We start from the raw sequence: 17,346 nt of genomic DNA on the forward strand, positions 1-17,346 counted from the left end.
GATGACGACAATAGTGACAGTGTCGCGGAACATCGCATGACCCGTCTTTCTTTCCTGCGGTCGCCGCCTTTCCCCGGCATTGCTCCCACCATAGCGATGATCAGCACCCCCCTGATGGCAGCAGAGGCGCGGCCGGACATTTCGGATGCGCTGCTCGATCAACTGGCGGCGGCGGCGGTCGGCGGCGACTTTTGGGGGCAACGGCCAGAAGGATTGCACCTGATCGCGCGGCAGGGGGTGCCAGTCGCGCCTGAACGCATGGCGGGGTTGCAGTCCCAACAGATCGGCATCCTGCCCGGCGACGCTGCCTTCGCGGCTGGGATGTCGGGGCGTCTGTTGCTCCGGTCGTGCGATCCATGGGCGCTTGTGCGCAATGCGCGGTCGGTTCATGCGGTGGCGGACGATGATCTGGCGATCGTGGCCGGGTTGCTGGGCGTGCCAGTGTTCGGGCCGGACCTGCTGCCCATCCATGCCGACCGATTGCGGCAGGCGGCGCGCGACGCCGTAGCGGGGGCCAGCTATCGCGACTGTTTTACCGGGCAGGCGGTCGGCCCGGCCGATGTGATCGCGCAACTGGCCGACTGGCGCGCGCATATCGACGGCAATCGCGGCATCGTGGCGGCCAGCGGCATGGCCTTCTGGAAACGCGAAGCGATGCGCCATTTCCTGTGGGACGGCACAACGTCCCCGCCCTTCCTGTCAGGGACTAGGGGTCTGGCGCGCGCACGGCGGGATCAGGGCGCAGTGGCGATCTGGCCATCGCGTGTCCCTGCCTCCCTTCCGGCGGAGGCGCAGGCGGCAGGCGTGCCGCTGGCGCGGGTGGAGGATGGCTTCCTGCGGTCGCGCGGCCTTGGCGCGGCGCTGCATCCGCCCGGATCCGTCGTGGTGGACCGCACGGGCATCTATTATGATGCGACGGCGGCCAGCGATCTGGAAACATTATTGGCCACGCAACACTTCTCGGCTGCGCTGATCGATCGGGCGCGACATTTGCGCGCGCGCGTCTGCGCGACCGGCGTGACCAAATATGGGCCGGGTGGCGGGCAGATGATCGACCTGCCCGTCGGGCGGCGCACGATATTGGCGGTCGGCCAGGTCGATGACGACATGTCGGTGCGGCTGGGCGGCGCGGGGATCGGCGGCAATCAGGACTTTCTGGCCCGCGTGCGGCAGGCTGAACCGGATGCGTGGATCGTCTATCGCCCGCATCCCGACGTGCAGGCCGGGCATCGCAAGGGGCATCTGAGCGACGCGGTGGTGATGCGCCACGCCGATTGCATCGACACCGGATCGCCATTGATGGAACTGGTCCAGGCAGTCGATGGCGTCCATGTCCTCTCCTCGCTCACAGGTTTTGAGGCGCTGATGCGCGGCCGGCCGGTCAGCGTGCATGGGATGCCTTTCTACGCCGGATGGGGTCTGACCCGCGATCTGGCGGAACCGTCCGTGCGGCGGGGACGACGATTGGATATAGATCAACTTGTCGCTGCCGCCCTCATTCTCTACCCTCGTTATCTTGATCCGGTTACGCGGTTGCCATGCCGTCCTGAATTGATGGTGGATCGGATTGCAGACGGGTTTGCCACGCCGATGACGTGGATGATCAGGATGCGGGTGTTGCAGGGAAAGTTGCGAAGATTTATGACTTTGTTCGCCGAGTTTTTCCATGGTTGATCGCCGCTCCAAGACTTTCCTGTTCCTGCAAGGCCCGCATGGACCTTATTTCGCGATGCTGGCCGACGCGCTGCGCAGCCGGGGGCATCGCGCGTTGCGGATCAACATCAATGGCGGGGACAAGGTGGACTGGCCCGGCGAAGCGGCCGATTATCGCGGCACATTTCGCAACTGGCCGCTCTATTTCGACGATTTCGTCGTCAATCATGGCGTGACGGACCTTATCCTCTACGGCGATTGCCGCCCCTATCATACGTCGGCCCATGGCATGGCCCGGCTGCGCAACCTGCGCGTCCATGTCGTGGAGGAAGGCTATATCCGGCCCGATTTCCTGACGTTGCAGGATGATGGCGTGAACGGCAATTCGACCCTGCCACTCGACCCGCAATGGTATCTGGATCAGGCAGGGGCGTTGCCCGATTATGATCCGACCATGGCACCAGTGCCGTCCACGTTCCGGGCGCGGGCGCGCAACACGATGCGCAACGGCCTGGCTGCTGCATTGATGCGGCCCTATTTCCCTTTCTACAACACGCACCGGCCCCACAGCTTCCTGATGGAATCGATCGCCTGGTGCTACAAGCTGATCAAGCGCAAGAGCGACCGGCGCCGGTCGGCCAGCGCGTGGGCAAGCGTGCGCGACCGGCCCTATTTCGCGCTGCCGCTGCAACTCAATTCCGACTATCAGATCCGCGTCCATTCGCCCTTTGGCAATATGCGCGCGGCCCTGCGCTTCGTGATCAAGAGCTTTGCCGAACAGGCGCCTGCCCATGTCTGCCTGGTGATCAAGCGGCATCCGCTCGATCCGGGGCTTGTGTCGTGGAGCCGCCTGACCCGGCGGCTGGCGATCCATTATGGGGTGAAGGACAGGATCGTCTACCTCGCCGACTGGGACATCGCCGAAGTCGTGGAAAAATCGGTGGGCGTAGTGACGGTCAACAGCACCGTCGGCACGCTGGCGCTCAATAGCGGTCGGCCGGTGATGGTGTTGGGCCATGCGGTCTACAAAGTGCCGGGCGTGGTGCATGAATCGAGCCTGGACGATTTCTGGTCCGCACCGCGCAAGCCGGACATGAAGCTATATTCCGCATTTCGGCGCGTACTGGTCGATCGCTGCCTCATCCGTGGCGGGTTGCTGAGCGATCAGGGGTTGCAGATGCTGGTCGACAATGCCGTCGACCGGCTGGTCAAGGACCGGGTGCAAAGCGGCGTGCTGGTGCAGATCGGCGCGCGCAGGCGTGCGCAAGCCAACCTGTTTTAGGCAGCCAGACGCAGGAACGGCACGGGCTGGGTGGAGCGCAGGACGATCGGGCGGCCTTCGGATGCTTCGAACAATTCCCCGTCCAGGATGACGCTGCTGTGATCGCCCTCGATGCGGATGGTGTCGCCCTGTTCCAGGTGGATGCCCTGCATCTTGCTCTTGCCCACGCGGCGGAAGATGCTGGCCCAGACGAGCCGCAGCAGGGCGGGCAGGCTCTGGTCCACCGCCATCAGCTTCATGTTGCCGCGCTGGCTGTCACCGGGATCGACGCCCAGCAGCAGCCGTTCCAGCGTCGTGACGATCAGGACGGAAAAGCGCCCCGCCAACTGGCCTTCTCGGATCAGGGATATGCTGACCGGACGGCTCGTCGGCGGCAGGAAGCGGTTGCGGATGCCGAAAAGGAGCGAAACCAGCACCGCGATTGCGGTAATGACATGGCTCAGGCCGTTCGACAGCCCCAGCGGATAGATCTGGTTGCGGCAATAAAGCATATAGTCGGCCAGCCCCGCACCGCCCAGAAACATGCCCAGCACCGGCCGGGTTTCGGCGCGACCATCGGACAGGGCGATCAGTTCGCGCGCCACGACATGGGGTTCCACACCCGCCTTGGCGATTTCCACGATGCGTTCCAGCGCCTTGATCGGGTCGCCATGGATGCCAAGGTCGAGTGCGATCAGGTTGGTCTTGCCATTGGGCAGCACCGCGATCGGCGGCACTTGGCCCTTGAAATGTTCACCCTGATATAGTTCGGTCAGCGACGCCTGCACCGTGCCGTCGCCGCCGTTGATGACGATGACGACGGGATCGACACGGGCGATGGTCTGGAATGCGCGGGCGATCTGATCGACATGTTCGACTTCATAATGGAAGATGTCGGGATTGCTGGCGCAATAGCTGCGCACGCGCGGAAGCGTCTGCCGGTTGCCCGTGGACTTTGGATTGGACAGAAGGGCGACGCAGACCATGGTTTGGGATCACATATATTTGAGGTTGATCGTGATTTTCGTCACGCCGGGGCCTGCGTAGAAAGCAACCTTTTCGACACCGGGCTTGCCCAGGTTGAAAATGCTGATCGACGGATTGTTGGAAAAACCGCCGCCGTCGCGCGATATGTCGGTCTTGCCATTGCCATCGCGGTCGTGCCGCACGGCGATGCCATATTTGCCCGGTTGCGGCACGGGGACGCAAAAACGCATCGTGCCATTGGCCGGGCGTACCGGGGATTCGATCCGGTTTAGCCATTCGCCCTTTGTCAGCCATGCGTCGCGCGTGCCGGGGTAGGATTGCACCCGCACCTTGCCGGTCGTGGCAACAAAGCCACGCACATCGACCAGCACAGCCGGGCCTTTTCCGCCGGCGGTGCAGCGTTCCAGATCGTTCGCGATTTCCTGACCATGGGCCATCGCCGGGACGGTCGCGATCATCGCGGCCACCGACATCAGACCCACTGCAACTTTTACCATGACCATTAGACTCCTGGAAGCTATAGCCGCCCGACAAGGCCGGACGGACAAGCCCCTGTTCGCCCCACATTCTAGCCCGTCTGGATATGGGCGGGGTTTGCGGCCAAAACATGGTGATGGGACGACGACTTAGAGAATGCTGACCGCCACCGACCGTTATCTCGCCCGTCTGATCGCGGTGCCTATGCTCGGCACGCTGGTGATCGCTGCGATGCTGCTTGTCCTCGACAAGATGCTCAGCCTGTTCGATTTCGTCGCGGCGGAAGGCGGGCCGGTCAGCGTGGTGTGGCGGATGCTGGCGAACATGCTCCCCGAATATCTCTCGCTTGGCATCCCGATCGGCCTGATGCTCGGCATCCTGCTGGCGTTCCGCAAGCTGGCATTGTCGTCCGAACTCGACGTTATGCGCGCGGTCGGCCTGTCCTACGGGCGGCTGCTGCGGGTGCCTTATATGTATGCGATTGCGCTGGCGCTGCTCAATTTCGGCATTGTCGGCTTCGTTCAGCCCCTGTCGCGCCATGCCTATGAAGCGCTGCGATTCGAATTGCGGTCCGGCGCGCTTGGCGCATCGATCAAGGTCGGGGAATTTACCAATCTGGGCAAACGTATGACGCTGCGGATCGAACGGAGCCTGGACGAGGGTCGTAATCTGCAAGGCATTTTCGTGCGTGCGATCAGCCGCGACGGTCAGTCGGTTGCGGTGACGGCGGCGCAGGGTACGTTCCTGGCGACCGATGATCCAGACGTCATCATTTTCCGCCTGCGCAACGGCGTGCTGGTCAATGACGCGCCCAAATATAAAACCCCGCGCATCCTGTCTTTTTCCAGCCATGACCTGCCCATCGACCTGCCGCAGATCGAAAATTTCCGGGGCCGCGATGTCGACCGGGAAAAGACGATCCCCGAACTGATGGTCATCGGCCGCAGCCCGGCGACGCCGGAAAAGCTGAAGGACGAAGTGCGCGCCAATTTCCATTTCCGCATGGTCGAAGTGGTGTTCATGATGCTGCTGCCGCTGGCTGCGCTGGCCTTCGCCATTCCGCCCAAGCGATCGACATCGGCGCTGGGCGTTTTCCTGTCGATCATATTCATCGTCACCTATCATAAGATCAACCAATATGGCGAAAGCGTCGGCGCGTTGGGCAAGGTGGACCCGATCATCGCGCTATGGGGTCCGTTCCTGATCGCGTCGGGGCTGGTCCTGTGGATGTATCATGTCATCGCCAACCGGCCGGGCGGCCAGCCGATCGCAGCGCTGGAAGTCGCCTTTGCCAAGATCGGCAAGCAGATCGTGCGGCTGTTGCGGTTCGGGCGACGACGCACACCTTTGGAAGGGGAAGCCTGAGCCATGCAGTTCGCTTTCTTCCCCTCGCGCCAGATCAGCTGGTATATGGCGCGCCTGTTCCTGACGCGGACGCTGGCGGTGCTGGCCTTGCTGGTGGTGGTGTTGCAGACGCTGGACCTGCTGGGCCAGTCGGGCGACATATTATCCTATCCGGGCAATGGCGACCCGCAGCTATGGCATTATGTCGGCCTGCGCGCGCCACAGATCGTCGCGCGTTTTCTGCCCTTTTCGGTGTTGCTCGGCACGCTGGTCATGCTGGCGACGCTCAACCAGAACAGCGAAATCATCTCGATGAAGGCGGCGGGCCTGTCGGCGCACCAGATATTGGCGCCGCTGGTGGCCGCTGCGCTGGGCGTCGCGATGATCAGCTATGTCTTTAACGAACGGATCGTGGCGCGCTCCACGGCGGCGCTCAGCGCCTGGCAGGCGGTCGATTATGGCCCGATCCCGGTCGATAGCGGGGTCAAAAGCAACCCTTGGGTGCGCGACGGCAATAATCTGGTCAATGTAGCGATCGTCGCCGGGCGCGGCACGCAGGTGCAGTTGCGCAAGGTTGAGATTTTCAACCGGATCAACAACAGCCTGACCACCATCGTTCAGGCACCGCGCGGCCATTATGACGCAGCGAACAAAAGCTGGGTGCTGGAAGATGCGCGGCAATTCGACGTGGCGCGCGGCACGGTGAGCAATGTCGGCACGGTGCGGTTCGGGCGGGACATTCGCCCCGACCAGTTCACGCTGGCCAAGGTCGATCCCGATGCCCTGACCTTCAGCCAGCTGCAGGCGGCAATTTCCGACCTGCATGACGCGGGCCGGCCGACCGCCGAGCTGGAAGCCAATTTGTGGCATAAATTGTCTGGCCCATTGTCCGCGCTGCTGATGCCGATATTGGGGTCCATCGCTGCATTCGGGCTGGCGCGGTCGGGCCAGTTGTTCGTCCGGGCGGTGATGGGGATGGCGCTGGGCTTTGCCTATTTCGTCGCTGACAATTTCTCGCTCGCGATGGGCAGCCTTGGCGCTTATCCGCCGTTCCTGGCGGCTTGGGCGCCCTTCTTCCTGTTCCTGCTGGTCGGTGAAACGGTGCTGTTCAGAACCGAGGAATGAAAGAAGGCCCCGGCAGCAAGGGATGCGCCAAGGCCTTCAACAGGGGGCGTCCCGATCCTTCCGAGGGGGGAGGGAGAAGTGACCGGAACAACCCCGATATGGGACTGTCCGATCAGGTTTCAATACGCAACGCGACAAAATTCAGCGCGCACCCATGGTACTGCGCGCGATCTTTCCGACCAGCGGAAACATCCCCGGATAATTGCCGCGATGATAGGGCGATGCCTCCTCCAGCATCGCGATCAGCCGGGCGTGCGCCTTGCCAAGCGCATGATAGGGAACGCTGGGCAACAGGTGATGCAGCGCATGGTAACGCAGGCCGACCGGCGCCCATAATGGCGCAAGCATGGCAGGCGGCGGCACATTGACAGAATCGAGATATTGCGCGGTGACGGTCATCGGTTCGCCCTCGTTCTCCCACAGATGCGCGACCAGCGTGCGCAGCTGGTTGATGACGGTCATGGCCGAATGGATCGCCATATAGACCAGCAAGGGCTTCCACCCGAAAGCGAACACACTGCCCACCAGCGCCAGCGCGAACAGGCAGGTGCCTGCTTCCTGCCATGCCCACATCCGCGCAAAATCGCCTTCGGGCGGGCGGCGGCGATAGGCCGGGTTGATCGACAGGGCGGACAGTTCCGCCACCACCTTGGCGCGCAGCGGCGGGATGAGCAGCGACAGCGGCGTCAGCACGCCAAATCGCAGGATCAGACCGATCGGGGCCAGCGACGCCACAATGATGAACAGGGGCAGCGACCATGGCTTCATCAGGGCCAGCGGCAGATATTCCGGGTCGTCCGCCGTGCCGTACCGGGTGCGGGCATGATGCTGGGTATGCACGCCTTCATACAGGAAGGACGGGATCATCAGCGGGATGCCGACCAGCAGGTTCCAGCCGAACCGAAAGCCCGGAAGCGCGCCTTTGCGGATATGGGTCAGTTCATGGATGAAGCTGGCCGCGCGATACAGCGCCATCATCGCCACGAAGGCGCAGGCGATGGCGATCGGCACATTGTCGACCATTATGGCCCCTGCGACCCCGGCATAGCCTATGAAGGTCGAAGCCAGCAGGTCGGGCCAGTAGATGCGGGGATTGGCGGTCGACAACTCGCGCGTCAGGTCGGCCGCCGCGCGCAGCATGGCCGCATCGTCGGGAATGGTGGCGCGGGCGCGCTGGGCAGCGGCCAATATGGGATCATGCACAGTCATGGCAGGCGTCCTAAACTCCAAATGCGCTGATATCGTGGCAGCACCATGACATCCTTTGCCGCCATACGGCCCGCACCCACGCCGATGATTGACATTGCGCAAACAAGCGGCGAACTGCACCACTATTTCCCAAATAAGGCGCAGGGCCGTGGCACAAGACAATCTGGTGATTACCCCCGTTTCCGGCAAGTCCGACATGCAGGCATTCATTGACCTGCCCTGGGCCATCTATGCGAACGATCCTCATTGGGTGCCGCCGTTGAAGGCCGAAGTGCGCGAATTGCTGACGCCCGGCAAAAATCCCTTTTTCGGCCATGCCGAAGCACAATATTTTCTCGCGCGACGGGGCGATCGCGTCGTCGGCCGCATTTCCGCCCATATCGACCGGCTGGCGCTGGAACAGCCTGTCGAACAGGGGATGGGACCGGGAACCGGCAATTTCGGCCTGTTCGAGGCAGAGGATGCGACCATCGGCGCAGCATTGATCGCGACCGCTGAACAATGGCTGCGCGACAAGGGCATGACCCGCGTGCTGGGTCCGATTTCCCTGTCGATCTGGGAAGAGCCGGGGCTGCTGGTGTCCGGGCATGACCATCCGCCCACGGTGATGATGGGGCATAACAGCCCGACCTATCAGGCAATGATCGAAGGGGCAGGCTATGTCCCCGCCAAGCAGCTCAAAACCTATGAGCTGGACATCACCAAAAGCTTCCCGCCGCTGATTCAGCGGATCATCGCATCGGGAGAGAAAAATCCGCGCATCCGCATCCGCAAGGTCGAAAAGGCGAAGTTCGACCGGGAGGCCGCGATCATCCTGTCGATCCTGAATGACGCATGGGGCAATAATTGGGGCTTCGTGCCGATCACCGACGCGGAAATCGCGCACACCGGCAAGAAACTGAAACCCATCGTGTTCGAAGATCTGATCATGATCGCCGAACTGGATGGTGAGCCAGTCGCCTTCATGATGACGCTGCCTGACCTCAACGAAGCGCTGGCGCCGCTCAACGGATCGCTATTCCCCTTTGGCTGGGCGAAACTGATCTGGTGGCTGCGCAAGCCGAAGGTACGCACCATGCGCGTGCCGCTGATGGGCGTGGTGCAACGCCTGCAATCCTCCCGCATGGCGAGCCAGTTGGCCTTCATGATGATAGAGACGATCCGGCTGGAGGCTATATCGAAATATGGCTCCACGCGCGGCGAAATCGGCTGGGTGCTGGACGATAATCAGGGCATGAATGCGATTGCCGAAGCGATCAACAGCACAGTCAACAAACTCTACCAGATATATGAAAAGCCGCTTTGATCAGCTTTCCGCAGGCACCGCGACTTCGATAGCTCCCGGCGCGATTTTGGCGACGACCGGGGTCTTGGCCAGCACTTCGCCGTCGATGGATATGCGCTGGCGCGGGCGGGTGGTGATGGTGAACGCCTTGCCGTGAAATTCCTGCGTATGGGCGTTGCGGTCGCGCAGCTTGAAGAATTTGGCATACCAGTCCCACGCAAGGCGGACATGGCTGCGCCCCACGACCGCCTGCACCACGATTTCGCCAGTATCCACATCGGCGCTGTCGGACAGTTCGACTCCGCCATGATAGGGACCGTTCAGGATGCGGACTTCGGTGGACCACATCCGCTGCTCCTTGCGTCCATCGTCGATGATCAGGCGGAACGCGCGGAAGCCGACCGAACATTTGACCGCCCAGATCAGATAGCCGATGCGGCCCAGATAGCGTTTTAATTTGTGCGGAACGGTCTTGCCGATCATCGGCGACAGGCCAAGAGAGGCCGCATTGACGAAATAGTCGCTGTCGATCATGCCCAGATCGACGCGCCGCCGCCTGCCGCCAGCAATCGCCTGCACCGCGCCGTCCAGGTCGAGCGGCAGGCCGAGCGTCCGTGCAAAGCTGTTGGCGGTGCCAAGGGGCAGCACGCCGAACACGCAATCCTTGCCCACCAGTTCATCGACCGTGCCGGACATGGAGCCATCACCCCCGCCCACGATGACCATCGGCGCGCCATCCGCCACGGCCTGCCGCACGATCTGGTCCATTTTTTCGGGGTTTTCCACCGCATGGGCGGCGATCAGGCGAACGCCTGCCTGTTCCAGTCTCTCCTTCGCCTGCGCGAACAGATCCTGTCCTTTGCGACTATGGGCATTGACGACCAGCACGGCGTCTTTGGGCAAAGGGCGGGGGAGGGGGTTCGTTTCCATGCGGCAACAACAACTCGAAAGGCTTTTGGGGTCCAGCGGAAACTCGCGGGATGCAAATTCGTTACGCCATCATGGCCCGTATCGCTCACCTCTCCGACATTCACTTTGGCGCGCACGATCAAAAGATCGTAGATGCCGCTACCGCCTGGCTGGAAGAACGGCGGCCCGACCTTGTCATCATCAGCGGCGACCTGACGCAACGGGCGCGGATCGGGCAATTCGGACGCGCGGCGGGCTGGATCAACCGGCTCAAACGGGCGGGCCTGCGGATATTGGTGGTGCCGGGCAATCATGACATACCGCTTTATGACGTGGTGCGCCGGTTTGCGGCTCCACTGGAGCGCTATAAACGCTATATCAGCAACGATCTTTGTCCCTTTTACGAGGATGGCGAAGTCGCGATATTGGGGCTGAACACGGCGCGGTCGCTGACTATCAAGGATGGGCGGATAAACCATGACCAGATGGTTATGTTGCGCGAACGCTTTGCCCCCGTGGCGCCGGAAAAGACTCGCATCCTCGTCACCCACCACCCCCTGTTCGCCATGCCGATCGGCAAGGGCGGGGAACTGAGCGAAGCGGTGGGCCAGCATGAAGACGCAGTCGAAGCCGCGTGCGAAGCGGGTGTTCATCTCGCACTCGCCGGGCATTTCCACCGCACCTATGCGCAATCGGCGCGCAAGATGGTGGAACGGTCGGGCGGGGCGCTGGTGATTCAGGCCGGGACGGCGACATCGACCCGGCTACGCAATGCCGAACCGCAAAGTTTCAACTGGCTGCACGTCCGGCGCAACAACGAAATGGAGTTGCAGGTGATCGTCTGGGACGGTGCAGCCTTCCGCCGGGCCAGCCATGTGGAGTATCGCCGCGACGGCGAGATATGGACCGCGCAGGACGTGCGCGATCCGGCCATGGTCGGGTAAGGCTATGTCTGGGGCTTGGCCTTGAGCGCTTCGGCTAGGGAAACGCGCGCGCTACCGCGCCGAGCCGGGGCCGCCTGACTGGCGTCGGGTTTCCATCCCGACAGATAAAGGATCGCCATCTGCTCGGCCGTGCGCCCGTCCGGGTCGGCGGCATCGGCGAAATGCGCCGCCGCCCGCATCAACGTATCGCGGCCCAGCGCGGGCGGGCGCGACGCCAGCACATTGCCTGCCCCCATATGGCGCAGGTCGTGCATCAGCCGAACGATGTCGCCATAGCGGATGGTCAGCGTCTCGCCGTCCGCCACCGGCATCGCAAAGCCTGCGCGCGCCAGCAGATCGCCCGCCGCGCGGACATCGATCTGGGGGTGGACATGCTGGGCGGGCCGGTCCCCCTCCGCCGCCAGCAGTGCGGCTTTCAGGGTGGACAGGCTGCCGGCCGCTGCAAAAGCCGCCAGCATCAACCCGTCGGGCCGCAGCACGCGCCGCATCAGGATCAGCGCGCCGGGCAGATCGTTGACGCTATCCAATGTGCCGCACGCAATGATCAGGTCGAAACTATTGTCGGCAAAGGGCAGCGCGTCCTCATCCCCCTGCACCCCGCCTGCGCCGCGCGCCGCAAGGAAGGCAGGATCGACGCAGGCGACACGCTTGTCCATCGCCTCCAACGCGGCGCGGGCGCTGCCGTCCGGGCAGCCAATGACGAGGGCTTCGGGCAGGTCGCGCTGCACATCGGTCAGCCGGTCCAGCAGTTCGTCCCGCATCAGGCGATAAAGGAAATCATGGTCGGCAAAACGCGGCATCATGCGGTCGCGGCGGCGCGCGCGCAGCGTGCGATCGAAAATGTCGGGCCGGGTTTCGGGGCTGGTCATGGCGGGCCTTGTGCATCGGCGGACATGCGGCGACAAGTCTCAACCTATGTCCATCTCGCTGTCTATCAAAGCTGCGCTTAAAGCGGTGCTGCGCCCCGCGCTGGACTATGCGTTGCCGCCGCGCTGCCCCGGTTGCGGCGCGATTGTCGGGCAGGATCATGGCTTTTGCCTGTCCTGCTGGAGCGGCATGACGTTCCTGGGCGACCCCTGCTGCGCCCGGTGCGGCATCCCCTTTCCCCATGACATGGGCGCTGGCGCCGAATGTGGTGCGTGCTTGGCCGATCCGCTGCCGTTCGACAGCGCGCGTGCGGTGCTGGCCTATGGCGATGTTGCCCGCACCGTGGCGCTGCGGCTGAAATATGGGCGGCGCATCGGTCTGGCCCGCCTGATCGCCACACATATGGTGCGCCATGTACCGGACGGCGAACCGCCGGTGATCGTGCCGGTGCCGTTGCACCGCTGGCGCTTATGGGGGCGGGGGTTCAATCAGTCGGCGCTGATCGCCGATCATCTGGGCCGCTTGAGCGGCCTGTCGGTCGATCGCCATGGCCTGCGCCGGGTGAAACGCACCCAACCCTTGCGCGGCATGAATCCCGCGATGCGGGAAAAGGCCGTGCGCGGCGCCTTTGCCATGGCGGATGGCCATGATCTGAAAGGAAGGCGGGTGCTGCTGATCGACGATGTGCATACCAGCGGAGCGACGGCAGCGGCCTGCGCGCGTGTCTTGCGCAAGGCTGGCGTGGTCGATGTGCGGCTGCTCTGCTGGGCGCGGGCCATGCCGCGCGAGCATGTGGATTGAACCCGCGCATTGACAAAGCGGCGCGCTCGCCCAATTTCGGCACGAAGGAGTATGACAGGCACATGGCGAACGTCGAAATCTATACCAAGGCATTTTGCGGCTATTGCGCCCGCGCCAAGGCATTGTTGAATGAAAAAGGCGTGGCGTTTACCGAATATGACATCACGATGGGCGGGCCGAAGCGCGCCGAAATGCTGGAACGCAGCAATGGCGGAACGACCGTGCCGCAAATCTTCATCGACGGTCAGCATATCGGTGGCAGCGACGACATGGGCGCGCTGAACCGGCAGGGCAAGCTCGACTCGCTGCTGGGGCTTTGAGCGCCATGCGCGCCGCGCTGTTCCAGATGACGAGCGGAGTCGATCCCACCGCCAACGCCGCCGCCATTGTTGAGATGGTGGCGCGGGCGAAGGCGGAGGGGGCGGACATGCTGTTCACCCCTGAAATGGCGGGCTGCCTCGACCGGGACCGGGCGCGGGCGGGCGCGACATTGCGGTGCGAAGCAGACGACATCGTTCTGGCCGCCGTGCGCGAAGCGGCAGCACGGGTCGGCATATGGGTGCATATCGGCTCGTTACCGCTCAAGGATGAGCGGGCCGACGGGCGCTGGGCCAATCGCAGTTTCCTGATCGACGACAACGGCGCAATCCGCGCGCGCTACGACAAAATCCACCTGTTCGACGTTGATCTGGCGACAGGCGAAAGCTGGCGCGAATCGTCGGTCTATGGGCCGGGTGATCAGGTCGTTGCCGCCGATACGCCATGGGGACGGATGGGCTTTTCCATCTGCTACGACATGCGTTTCCCCGACCTGTATCGCGCGCTGACCAATGCGGGAGCCACGATATTGCTGGCGCCCGCGGCCTTCACCGTGCCGACGGGCAAGGCGCATTGGCATGTGCTGCTGCGCGCCCGCGCGATCGAGGCGGGCTGCTTCGTCATTGCAACGGCACAGGCGGGCGATCATGCGGACGGCCGCACTACCTACGGCCATAGCTTGGTCGTGGATCCATGGGGCGATGTCCTGCTCGACATGGGCGATGTGGCCGGACTGGCCTTTGCCAATCTCGACCTGTCGCGCATCGCCGATGTGCGCGCCCGCGTGCCGGCCATCGCCAACCGCCGGACGATTCCGGCACAAGTGACGCTGGGATGATCATTTTCGACCTGAAATGCGCCGGGCAGGGCCATGTGTTCGAAGCATGGTTCGGCTCCAGCGCGGATTATGAGGATCAGCGCGCGCGTGGCCTTCTGAGTTGTCCGATCTGTGGCGACAGCGCGATTGGCAAGGCGGTCATGGCCCCGGCCATCGCCGCGAAGGGCAACAGCCGCGCCGTCGCCCCGTCCGACGCAGGCCAGTCGGTGCCGATGGGCGCGGGTGACGAGGCAAAGATGCGCGCGCTGATCGACGGCATGGCGCAGGCGCAGAAAAAGGCGCTGGAAGGCTCGACGTGGGTCGGGCGCGGCTTTGCCGAACAGGCGCGCGCGATGCACTATGGCGAACAGGACCGCAGCAGCATCCATGGCGAAGTCGCGCCGCAGGAAGCCAAGGCGCTGATCGCCGAAGGCGTGGAAGTCGCGCCGCTCCCTTTCCCGGTCATTCCCCCGCAAGCGAAGAATTGACCCCGCCGCGCCCGCATAATAGAGCGTCCCCCGCGTGCACCCGTAGCTCAGCAGGATAGAGCATTAGATTCCTAATCTAAGGGCCATGGGTTCGAATCCCGTCGGGTGCACCATTACCTCACTACCCCCTTTCAAGGTCGATAAAATCCTGAAAGGTGAGGTAGTTGATGCGGTTCTAAAACCCTCATTTCGCGTGTAGTGCAATCGGTCTGAAAACGTCAGTTTCAGCACCGCCCGCTTGTCGCTCAAACGATCAGAAATCCAGAGTTTATGCGGGTTTCCGAGAAACTCCATGGCGGTTCTAAAAGTCGCGTCGAAACTCGCCAGCGGCTTGCCGCAATGTGCGATGTTTTCGCGGATCGCGACCTTCTCTGTCAATCGGCGTCCAAACGGGACCCACTATCGGCGTGCAAAAGGGAACCACCTTGCGGCGTTGCGCTGGGGTTGATGCCGGGCGCGGATTTCGCGCTGGCGCTGGCGTAGGGAGGGCGTAGCCCGACCGGAGGCAGCGCCAGCGCGAAGCAATTTTTATGGGGGCTTTTGAGGCTGGGTCAGTTGCGGTGTTTGAAGCGCCAGCTGTCGTTGCCGGTCTCGATGATATCGCAATGGTGGGTGGTGCGATCGAGCAACGCGGTGGTCATTTTGGGATCGCCGAACACCGTGGGCCATTCGCCGAATGCCAGGTTGGTGGTGATGATCACTGAGGTCTTTTCGTAGAGTTTGCTCATCAGGTGGAACAGCAACTGGCCGCCGGAGCGAGCAAACGGCAGATAACCCAGTTCATCAAGCACGACGAGTTCGATGCGGCTGAGTTGGGCAGCGAGTGCGCCGGCCTTGCCGATGCGCGCCTCATCCTCGAGCCGGGTGACCAGATCAACGGTGTTAAAGTAGCGGCCACGGGCGCCTGCGCGCACGACGCTGGCGGCAATGGCGATTGCCAAGTGAGTCTTGCCGGTTCCGGTGCCGCCAACCAGTACGATATTGCGCCTGCCGGGCAGGAATGATCCGGCGTGCAGCGCGCGGACCAGTTCCTCGTTGATAGGCGTACCGTCGAACACGAACGCATCAAGATCCTTGATCACCGGCAGTTTGGCCGCACTCATGCGGTAGCGGATCGAGGCGGCGTGACGGTGGGCGGCTTCGGCGCGCAGCAGATCGGTCAGGATCTCGGGCGTGGTGCGCTGGCGTTGCACGCCAGTGGTTACCGCCTCATCGAACGCGCTGGCCATTCCCTTGAGGCCCAGCGCGCGCATGGTGTCGATCATCTCATGCCGCTGCATTGTGGCCTCGCACCGTATCATAGATCGCGCAATCGGCGCGGGGCGGATGCTTGAGCTTGAGGTCGACCACCACGCTCATTGGCTGATCTGCTGGCGGTTCGCGGCGGCGCGCCAGAATATTGAGGATCACCTCGTCGCTGGCAGCGCCGGTATCGAACGCTTCGCCGATGGCGGCCTCGACAGCCTCCAGCCCATCGGTGGATATGGCAGCAAGCACGCGGACAAAACGGCGATCGGCTTCGTCCCCACTGCCCAGCTTGCGCCGCAACCGGGCCAGCGCTGGTGGCAGCGCCCAGTCAAGGAATGGTGCGCCGTTGCGCAGGGCGCCGGGTTTGTGCACCAGCACCGGCAGATAGTGCCATGGATCGTAAATCGTGCGGTCGCGCCCAAAGCAGCGCGGGTGTTCGGCGACGATCTCGTCCCCCAAGCGGACTATGATCCGGTCGGCATAGGCGCGCACCTGAACCGCACGGCGCACCGTCCGCGCCGCCACAGAATAGCGGTTGCGGTCAAAGCTGATCAGGCATGTGCCGGTGACCGCGTGGCTCGTCTCGTGAAAGCCGTCGAACGGCGACAGCATCGGTTGCAGTACGGGCCGTTCGGCCTCCAGCGCCTGCGCGACAGTCATGTCCTTTTGCTCGGGATGCGCGTGCATCGCGGCCCAGCGCAGACATTCTGCCTCAAGCCACCCGTTCAGTTCCTCGATGCTGGCGAACTTCAGCCGAGGCTGGAAAAAGCGGCCGCGGATCGTCTGGACCTGGTTCTCGACCTGCCCCTTCTCCCAGCCTGCCGCTGGCGAACAGGCGGTCGGCTCGACCATATAATGATCGGCCATGACCAAAAACCGGCGGTTGAACACGCGCTCCTTGCCAACAAAGACCGTCGTCACCGCGGTCTTCATGTTGTCGTAGATGCCGCGCAACGGCACCCCGCCGAAGAACGCAAAGCCGCGGGCATGGGCGTCGAACACCATCTCTTGCGTCTCACGCGGATAGGCTCGCACATACACGGCCCGCGACGCGCATAGCCGCATGTGCGCTACCTTCACGCGCATCGGCTTGCCTGCGATCTCTACATCCTCGTGGCTCCAGTCGAACTGGTATGCCTCGCCCGGCTTGAACAGCAGCGGAATGAACGCGGGCACGTCGCCGCCGGGATCCTTGCGTCGGCCATCCGCCCAGCGCCGGGCGTAGCGCCGCACTGCATCATACGAACCCTCGAACCCTTCTCGCAGCAGCAGATCGTAGATCCGCGTCATCCGCAGCCGGTCACGCCGATGCCGCGCTTCGTTCTCGCTCAGCAGCGTATCGAGCTGCTCCTGAAAGGGTCCGATCCGAGGCAGCGGCTGAACCGTGCGATGATAGTCAAACGCACCTTCCAGAGCATTGATCGCCTTGCGCACCACCTTGCGTGACAGCCGCAGATCCCGCGCGATCTCCCTGATCGCCTTGCCACCTGCGTGCTCGCGCCTGATCCGTACAACTGTCTCCACCACCAACATCCCGATCTCGCCACCTGAAAAACCAGGCTGCTGTCTAAACCATCGGAATGGTGGTTCCCTTTTGGACGCCGATCACCCCG

Annotated in this window: 17 protein-coding genes and 1 tRNA gene; 11 read left to right on the forward strand and 7 right to left on the reverse strand. The window is 63.2% G+C overall.

Annotated features, from left to right (window positions below; translation table 11 throughout):
* The first annotated feature begins 36 nt into the window (after window positions 1-36).
* Entirely contained in the window at window positions 37-1,674 is a 1,638-nt protein-coding gene (locus SPBM01_RS00200; protein WP_188063466.1) for a beta-3-deoxy-D-manno-oct-2-ulosonic acid transferase, read from the forward strand.
* Complete coding sequence (locus tag SPBM01_RS00205) at window positions 1,667-2,935, forward strand: capsule biosynthesis protein (RefSeq protein ID WP_188063467.1); 1,269 nt, start codon at window positions 1,667-1,669, stop codon at window positions 2,933-2,935. The genes SPBM01_RS00200 and SPBM01_RS00205 overlap by 8 nt, the downstream gene beginning before the upstream one ends.
* On the opposite strand, the gene SPBM01_RS00210 is transcribed toward SPBM01_RS00205, so the two are convergent.
* Both SPBM01_RS00210 and SPBM01_RS00215 read right to left on the reverse strand, forming a co-directional pair.
* Window positions 2,932-3,900 (reverse strand): diacylglycerol/lipid kinase family protein, encoded by a 969-nt coding sequence (locus tag SPBM01_RS00210; protein WP_188063468.1) that lies wholly within the window; start codon window positions 3,898-3,900, stop codon window positions 2,932-2,934. The two genes, SPBM01_RS00205 and SPBM01_RS00210, sit on opposite strands and share 4 nt — an antisense overlap.
* A gap of 9 nt (window positions 3,901-3,909) precedes the next feature.
* Window positions 3,910-4,404 carry a DUF2141 domain-containing protein gene (locus tag SPBM01_RS00215; protein ID WP_188063469.1) on the reverse strand — a complete coding sequence of 165 codons (495 nt, stop codon included), beginning with the start codon at window positions 4,402-4,404 and terminating at the stop codon, window positions 3,910-3,912.
* A 130-nt stretch (window positions 4,405-4,534) separates the two neighbouring features.
* Here SPBM01_RS00215 and lptF point away from each other — a divergent pair, with 130 nt between their 5' ends.
* Window positions 4,535-5,743, forward strand: coding sequence for an LPS export ABC transporter permease LptF (gene lptF, locus SPBM01_RS00220; protein ID WP_188063470.1), 1,209 nt, complete (start codon window positions 4,535-4,537; stop codon window positions 5,741-5,743).
* Between the two features lie 3 nt (window positions 5,744-5,746).
* Window positions 5,747-6,847: an LPS export ABC transporter permease LptG gene (gene lptG, locus SPBM01_RS00225; RefSeq protein WP_188063471.1), complete on the forward strand. Its 1,101-nt coding sequence runs from the start codon at window positions 5,747-5,749 to the stop codon at window positions 6,845-6,847.
* Between the two features lie 141 nt (window positions 6,848-6,988).
* Here the strand turns inward: lptG and SPBM01_RS00230 are convergent, their stop codons facing one another.
* A complete protein-coding gene (locus SPBM01_RS00230; protein WP_188063472.1) occupies window positions 6,989-8,056 on the reverse strand; it encodes a fatty acid desaturase family protein in 1,068 nt (355 codons plus the stop codon).
* Between the two features lie 148 nt (window positions 8,057-8,204).
* Here SPBM01_RS00230 and SPBM01_RS00235 point away from each other — a divergent pair, with 148 nt between their 5' ends.
* On the forward strand, window positions 8,205-9,362 hold the full coding sequence (locus SPBM01_RS00235) for a GNAT family N-acetyltransferase (RefSeq protein ID WP_188063473.1): 1,158 nt from the start codon (window positions 8,205-8,207) through the stop codon (window positions 9,360-9,362).
* Here the strand turns inward: SPBM01_RS00235 and SPBM01_RS00240 are convergent, their stop codons facing one another.
* Window positions 9,363-10,271, reverse strand: a complete 909-nt coding sequence (locus SPBM01_RS00240) for a diacylglycerol/lipid kinase family protein (protein WP_188063474.1) — start codon at window positions 10,269-10,271, stop codon at window positions 9,363-9,365.
* 71 nt (window positions 10,272-10,342) lie between these two features.
* On the opposite strand from SPBM01_RS00240, the gene SPBM01_RS00245 reads away from it, so the two are divergent.
* Window positions 10,343-11,194, forward strand: a complete 852-nt coding sequence (locus SPBM01_RS00245) for a metallophosphoesterase family protein (RefSeq protein WP_188063475.1) — start codon at window positions 10,343-10,345, stop codon at window positions 11,192-11,194.
* 2 nt (window positions 11,195-11,196) lie between these two features.
* On the opposite strand, the gene SPBM01_RS00250 is transcribed toward SPBM01_RS00245, so the two are convergent.
* Window positions 11,197-12,063 carry a class I SAM-dependent methyltransferase gene (locus SPBM01_RS00250; protein WP_188063476.1) on the reverse strand — a complete coding sequence of 289 codons (867 nt, stop codon included), beginning with the start codon at window positions 12,061-12,063 and terminating at the stop codon, window positions 11,197-11,199.
* A 46-nt stretch (window positions 12,064-12,109) separates the two neighbouring features.
* Between SPBM01_RS00250 and SPBM01_RS00255 the strand changes: the two genes are divergently transcribed.
* From SPBM01_RS00255 to SPBM01_RS00275, 5 genes are all read left to right on the forward strand, one after another.
* A complete protein-coding gene (locus SPBM01_RS00255) occupies window positions 12,110-12,862 on the forward strand; it encodes a ComF family protein (protein WP_188063477.1) in 753 nt (250 codons plus the stop codon).
* A 62-nt stretch (window positions 12,863-12,924) separates the two neighbouring features.
* Complete coding sequence (grxC, locus tag SPBM01_RS00260) at window positions 12,925-13,182, forward strand: glutaredoxin 3 (protein WP_188063478.1); 258 nt, start codon at window positions 12,925-12,927, stop codon at window positions 13,180-13,182.
* Between the two features lie 5 nt (window positions 13,183-13,187).
* The gene (locus SPBM01_RS00265; protein WP_188065483.1) at window positions 13,188-14,018 is read left to right on the forward strand and encodes a carbon-nitrogen hydrolase family protein; all 831 of its coding nucleotides are present in this window, start codon (window positions 13,188-13,190) and stop codon (window positions 14,016-14,018) included.
* Entirely contained in the window at window positions 14,015-14,485 is a 471-nt protein-coding gene (locus SPBM01_RS00270; protein ID WP_188063479.1) for a DUF1178 family protein, read from the forward strand. The genes SPBM01_RS00265 and SPBM01_RS00270 overlap by 4 nt, the downstream gene beginning before the upstream one ends.
* A gap of 36 nt (window positions 14,486-14,521) precedes the next feature.
* Window positions 14,522-14,598: transfer RNA gene (locus SPBM01_RS00275), tRNA-Arg, on the forward strand.
* A gap of 438 nt (window positions 14,599-15,036) precedes the next feature.
* On the opposite strand, the gene istB is transcribed toward SPBM01_RS00275, so the two are convergent.
* Both istB and istA read right to left on the reverse strand, forming a co-directional pair.
* On the reverse strand, window positions 15,037-15,765 hold the full coding sequence (gene istB, locus SPBM01_RS00280; RefSeq protein ID WP_188063480.1) for an IS21-like element helper ATPase IstB: 729 nt from the start codon (window positions 15,763-15,765) through the stop codon (window positions 15,037-15,039).
* The gene (istA, locus tag SPBM01_RS00285; RefSeq protein ID WP_188061984.1) at window positions 15,752-17,266 is read right to left on the reverse strand and encodes an IS21 family transposase; all 1,515 of its coding nucleotides are present in this window, start codon (window positions 17,264-17,266) and stop codon (window positions 15,752-15,754) included. The genes istB and istA overlap by 14 nt, the downstream gene beginning before the upstream one ends.
* Window positions 17,267-17,346 lie beyond the last annotated feature (80 nt).

This window comes from Sphingobium sp. KCTC 72723, from assembly GCF_014280435.1.
GTDB lineage: Bacteria > Pseudomonadota > Alphaproteobacteria > Sphingomonadales > Sphingomonadaceae > Sphingobium.

What these genes read in the sequence shown, in the direction of transcription:
- SPBM01_RS00200 (WP_188063466.1), top strand. Translation starts at nt 37, where the DNA reads ATGACCCGTCTTTCTTTCCTGCGGTCGCCGCCTTTCCCCGGCATTGCT.
- SPBM01_RS00205 (WP_188063467.1), top strand. Translation starts at nt 1,667, where the DNA reads ATGGTTGATCGCCGCTCCAAGACTTTCCTGTTCCTGCAAGGCCCGCAT.
- SPBM01_RS00210 (WP_188063468.1), bottom strand. Translation starts at nt 3,900, where the DNA reads ATGGTCTGCGTCGCCCTTCTGTCCAATCCAAAGTCCACGGGCAACCGG.
- SPBM01_RS00215 (WP_188063469.1), bottom strand. Translation starts at nt 4,404, where the DNA reads ATGGTCATGGTAAAAGTTGCAGTGGGTCTGATGTCGGTGGCCGCGATG.
- lptF (WP_188063470.1), top strand. Translation starts at nt 4,535, where the DNA reads ATGCTGACCGCCACCGACCGTTATCTCGCCCGTCTGATCGCGGTGCCT.
- lptG (WP_188063471.1), top strand. Translation starts at nt 5,747, where the DNA reads ATGCAGTTCGCTTTCTTCCCCTCGCGCCAGATCAGCTGGTATATGGCG.
- SPBM01_RS00230 (WP_188063472.1), bottom strand. Translation starts at nt 8,056, where the DNA reads ATGACTGTGCATGATCCCATATTGGCCGCTGCCCAGCGCGCCCGCGCC.
- SPBM01_RS00240 (WP_188063474.1), bottom strand. Translation starts at nt 10,271, where the DNA reads ATGGAAACGAACCCCCTCCCCCGCCCTTTGCCCAAAGACGCCGTGCTG.
- SPBM01_RS00245 (WP_188063475.1), top strand. Translation starts at nt 10,343, where the DNA reads ATGGCCCGTATCGCTCACCTCTCCGACATTCACTTTGGCGCGCACGAT.
- SPBM01_RS00250 (WP_188063476.1), bottom strand. Translation starts at nt 12,063, where the DNA reads ATGACCAGCCCCGAAACCCGGCCCGACATTTTCGATCGCACGCTGCGC.
- SPBM01_RS00255 (WP_188063477.1), top strand. Translation starts at nt 12,110, where the DNA reads ATGTCCATCTCGCTGTCTATCAAAGCTGCGCTTAAAGCGGTGCTGCGC.
- grxC (WP_188063478.1), top strand. Translation starts at nt 12,925, where the DNA reads ATGGCGAACGTCGAAATCTATACCAAGGCATTTTGCGGCTATTGCGCC.
- SPBM01_RS00265 (WP_188065483.1), top strand. Translation starts at nt 13,188, where the DNA reads ATGCGCGCCGCGCTGTTCCAGATGACGAGCGGAGTCGATCCCACCGCC.
- SPBM01_RS00270 (WP_188063479.1), top strand. Translation starts at nt 14,015, where the DNA reads ATGATCATTTTCGACCTGAAATGCGCCGGGCAGGGCCATGTGTTCGAA.
- istB (WP_188063480.1), bottom strand. Translation starts at nt 15,765, where the DNA reads ATGCAGCGGCATGAGATGATCGACACCATGCGCGCGCTGGGCCTCAAG.
- istA (WP_188061984.1), bottom strand. Translation starts at nt 17,266, where the DNA reads ATGTTGGTGGTGGAGACAGTTGTACGGATCAGGCGCGAGCACGCAGGT.